This window comes from Dyella solisilvae (assembly GCF_003351225.1).
Taxonomy (GTDB): Bacteria; Pseudomonadota; Gammaproteobacteria; order Xanthomonadales; family Rhodanobacteraceae; genus Dyella; species Dyella solisilvae.
In genome coordinates this window covers 564,136-568,490 of record NZ_QQSY01000002.1, presented here as the reverse complement: position 1 = coordinate 568,490, position 4,355 = coordinate 564,136, and the positions used below count along the sequence as shown (strand labels likewise).

3 protein-coding genes are annotated in these 4,355 nt (G+C 61.8%); all 3 read left to right on the top strand.

Features of this window, described 5'->3' with window-relative positions; genetic code table 11:
• On the top strand, positions 1–2,598 hold a 2,598-nt coding region (locus DVT68_RS09760; protein WP_114824878.1), incomplete at its 5' end, for a TonB-dependent receptor plug domain-containing protein.
• Positions 2,599–2,955: 357 nt separating this feature from the next.
• Positions 2,956–3,237: a type II toxin-antitoxin system RelB/DinJ family antitoxin gene (locus DVT68_RS09755; RefSeq protein WP_158543485.1), complete on the top strand. Its 282-nt coding sequence runs from the start codon at positions 2,956–2,958 to the stop codon at positions 3,235–3,237.
• Complete coding sequence (locus tag DVT68_RS09750) at positions 3,224–3,496, top strand: type II toxin-antitoxin system RelE/ParE family toxin (protein ID WP_114824876.1); 273 nt, start codon at positions 3,224–3,226, stop codon at positions 3,494–3,496. Before DVT68_RS09755 ends, DVT68_RS09750 begins: the two co-directional genes overlap by 14 nt.
• The last annotated feature ends 859 nt before the right edge of the window (positions 3,497–4,355 follow it).

Genomic DNA, 4,355 nt, shown 5'->3' with positions numbered 1-4,355 from the left:
AGCAAGTCGGCCGTGCTCGTCAGCAACACCGAGGAAGGCGGCCAGTACGTCAACCTCTACAACCTCGGCGAAAACCGCACGCTGGTGCTGGTGAACGGCAAGCGTTGGATGACCAGCCTCAATGGCTACACCGACCTGTCCACCATCCCGGCCGCCTTGATCGAGCGCATTGAAATCCTCAAGGACGGCGCCTCCTCGATCTACGGCTCCGACGCCATCGCCGGCGTGGTGAACATCATCCTCAAGGACCGCATGAACGGCGCTGCCGTGAGCGGCCAGGTGGGTGAGAACGAGAAGGGCGACGGCAGCCAGCAGGCCTATTCGTTCACGGTGGGCAACACGACGGAGAAGTCCTCGCTCGTGTTCGCCGCGACCTACAACAAGACCGAAGCGGTGTGGGCGAAGACCCGTGACTTCACCTCGGCTACCTACTATCCGTGGGATCCGTCGGCTGGTTACAGCGGCACCGGTCCGTGGGGTCGCATTTCCTACAACGGCAAGAGCTACGTGCTCAACCACACCGGCGATCCGAACAACATCGGCGTGGGTGCGGACGCGACCAACTTCGCCAACTATCACGCCGGCGTGCAGCCGAACGATTACTTCAACTCCACGCAGCAGATGATGCAGCAGCTGCCGACCGAGCTGAAGTCCATCTTCACCGAAGGCAGCTACAACTTCAGCGACAACGTGACGTTCAAGGCGACCGGCATGTACGCCGAGCGCAACTCGTCGACGCAGGTTGCCGGTTATCCGCTCAACAGCACCAGCCAGCCGCAGTTCCCGGTGTACGTGAGCGGCGACAGCTACTACAACCCGATCCAGGGCACGGACCTGCCGTTCTACCGCCGCATCGTCGAGCTGCCGCGCGTGACCAGCGAAAGCGCCAAGTCGCTGCACTTCGACGCCGGCTTTGAAGGCAACTTCGAGTTCCTCGACCATCCGTGGAACTGGGACGCCGGCTTCGGTTACAACAAGTACGACGTCGACAGCACGGGCATCGGCAACATCAACCTGCTGAACCTCCAGAAGGCGCTGGGCCCGTCGTTCCTCAACGCCCAGGGCGTCGTGCAGTGCGGCAACGCCTCCAGCCCGATCCCGCTGAGCCAGTGCGTGCCGTTCAACATCCTGGGCGGTCCGAGTGCCTCGACCAAGGATGCATTGAACTACATCGTGGCGCGTGAGCAGTCCACGTCGCAGAGCGTTCAGAAGGACTTCACCGCCAATATCACCGGTGGCCTGTTCGAACTGCCGGCCGGCACCTTCAGCTTCGCTGCGGGCCTCGAGCATCGCAACATGAGCGGCTACGACACGCCGGACGAGCTGGCCAGCTCCGGTTACACCACCGACCTTGCCGCCGGCCCGACCACGGGTTCGTACACCACCAATGAAGCCTATGTCGAACTCAACGCGCCGATCCTGAAGGATCTGCCGGGCGCCCAGTCGCTGAACGTGGACGTGGCCACCCGCTACTCGCACTACAGCAACTTCGGCAGCACCACCAACAACAAGTACAGCTTCACCTGGTCGCCGTTCCACGACCTGATGGTCCGCGGCACCTTCGCCAAGGGCTTCCGCGCGCCGACGCTGGGTGACCTGTTCGGCGGCGGTTCGCAGACCTTCGACTACTACACCGACCCCTGCGACGCCAAGTTCGGCAACACGAGCAACCCGACGGTGGCGGCCGCGTGCAAGGCGGCGGGCCTCTCCTCCACCTTCCGCCAGCTCAATACCGCCGGCCAACCGGTCGGTGGTTATGACTCGCAGGGCACGACGCCGTTCCAGACCGGCTACGGCAACGCGAGCCTGCAGCCGGAACACAGCACGACCCGTACGCTGGGCCTGGTGTACAGCCCGCACTACATCGACGGGTTTGACGTCACGGTCGACTACTACGACATCAAGATCACCAACGTCATCACGCCCGTCAGCGCCGACTACGTGCTGACCCAGTGCTACCAGTACTCGGTGCAGCAGTTCTGCGATGCGTTCCAGCGTGACGCCAATGGCCAGATCGTCAACCTCAAGCGCGGCAACGAAAACCTGGGCTTTATCGAGACCAAGGGCTACAACGCGGGCATCGTCTATCGCCTGCCGCAGTTCTCGTTCGGCAAGTTCGTGTTCAACATGAACGCCAATTACCTGCAGAACTGGAACCAGCAGAGTGTCAGCGGCGCTCCGGTCATCAACTACGCCGGCCAGTACGGCACGCCGAAGTGGCGAGCCAACCTGGGCGTGGACTACACCTACGGCAACTGGGGCGCTACCTGGGATATGCGCTACTACGGTGCGTTCATCGACCAGTGCTGGAGCCAGAGCGATCCGGTCATTCACTGCAACATGCCCAACTACACCAGCGTGAACTGGGCCTATGGCCCGGGCGCCAACCGTATGGGCGCCGTGGTGATGAACGACGCACAGGCCCGCTACTCGCTGCCGTGGAAGGCACAGATCGCATTCGGCATCCGCAACATCTTCAAGAAGCAGCCGCCGAACACGATCAGCGCCACCACGTTTGGCAACAACTCGACGAGCTCGGTTGATCCGAACCTTGACCTGGATCGTTACTTCTACCTGCAGTACAGCCAGCAGTTCTAAGCAACACACGTAACACCGTACGTCGCCGGGGCTCCGCAAGGGGCCCCGGCTTTCTGACGCACAAAGCAGCAAGGCGACGAGAAGCATCGAGCCGCCAAGCCGCTGGGAAGGCCCGACCTCCAGGCGGGAGACACCGCGAAGCTACCCCGTGGATGGGGCGCGTGTCGGGCCACATGGAGAGGTGGTTTGGTATGCCGCGGCCGAGTGATCACGGCTAAGGATCCACCAGCCCGGAAGCACGACAATGCCTTCTCTCTTTGGCTGATGGCTGGACGCAAGGCCTCATCAGCCAACACCTCGCTCCATGACTGTTCCTCACTGGGATGCATGTTGCCTCGACCAACCTCCACACTCCTGATGACCCAGAAGGCGATCATGGCAAGCCCTGCGATCCAAGTGCGCGTAGACCCCGATGTCCGCGCGAAAGCCGAAGAGAACCTCGACGCCATGCTTGGCATGGGGCTGAACACGGCGATCAAGATCCTGGTGAAGCGGCTCGCCAACGACCCCGAGGCCTCGCTCGACCTCCTGCGCCCGAGCAAACGGACTCAGAGGGCGCTGCAGGATCTTGAGGAGGGGCGCGGGCAACGATTCTCGCAACTGGTCGACTTCATGAACGACCTGCATGCGAACCATTGAACGAAGCCCTCAGTTCAAAGAGGACTACAAGCGCGAGAAGGGCGGCCCCCATGGGGAGGAACTCGATGCGGACCTCGCCGTCGTTTTCGGGTTTCTGATGGCGGACAAGCCGATGCCAACGCGCTACAGGATCGCGGCTCCGCAAGAGAAGTTGCCCGGCTACCGGGACTGCTACCTCTACGACGATCTGGTTCTGATCTACAGCAAGACCAACGACGATGTACTGCGGGTCCTGAGGCTGGTTCGCCAAGGCCTGTAGACCGTGCAAAACGTCCGGAGCCGATGCACTGGCATCGAGCAAGCGCGTGGATGCGCCGGGCAAGTTCGCACTACTCATCCTCCGCAACCGGCCTGACGGCAATCGCAGGTCAGCCGAGGCGCCCTCGCAGCAGGGGTGAACTGAGCTGCATCATCGCGACCATGGAGGCCACCTGGCCTGTCAGCGCTGCGTCGCGCTCGGGTGGCCGATCCACCGACCGTATGCGCGCCGATCGCGAAAAACATGCGCATAGTGGCCTTGGCGCCCAACGCGTGGTCGCGCGGTCGCTGGTCCGCGGCGTCAATCAGCACACCACGCCAGCGGATCGCGCCTTTTCCCTTTGCACGGCCGCCCCAATCGCATGTTCTTGCGCGGCTTTTTGCTCAAGAGCGGTGCGCGAAATCTTGCGAAAGCGAAATTTCATTACCCATGATGCCTGTTTCGAGCGAGCTGGCGCACGCACAAGTCATTGTTTCCACAGACTCATGCGACAAAGTTACGAAATTTATTGACGTTTCGTGAAAATTTCGTCTAAGTTCGAAGAAGGGCGTCGGGGGGATCCGCAAAGTCCTGCTTCAATCGCGCGGTAACGGCACTGTCTTCCAGGACAGCGCCGCGGGGACCTGTGCGCTCGAAAAAGCCAGGACGACACCTGGCTGCTCACATTTCAGTCGATCACGTCGTTTAGGGGAGTAAATACGTGAAGCATTTCGGAAACAGCAAGCTGTCGACGGCCATCCGTCTTGGCCTTGCGATGGGCGCCATCGCCGTCGCGGGTTCGGTGTTCGCACAGGATTCCGGCAATACCCAGGCCAACCCTGACCAGGCCAAGCGGCTCGAAACCGTCACCGTGACCGGC

Bases quoted from the DNA above. Each gene is read 5' to 3' on its own strand.
- DVT68_RS09755 (WP_158543485.1), top strand. From the start codon at position 2,956: ATGACCCAGAAGGCGATCATGGCAAGCCCTGCGATCCAAGTGCGCGTA.
- DVT68_RS09750 (WP_114824876.1), top strand. From the start codon at position 3,224: ATGCGAACCATTGAACGAAGCCCTCAGTTCAAAGAGGACTACAAGCGC.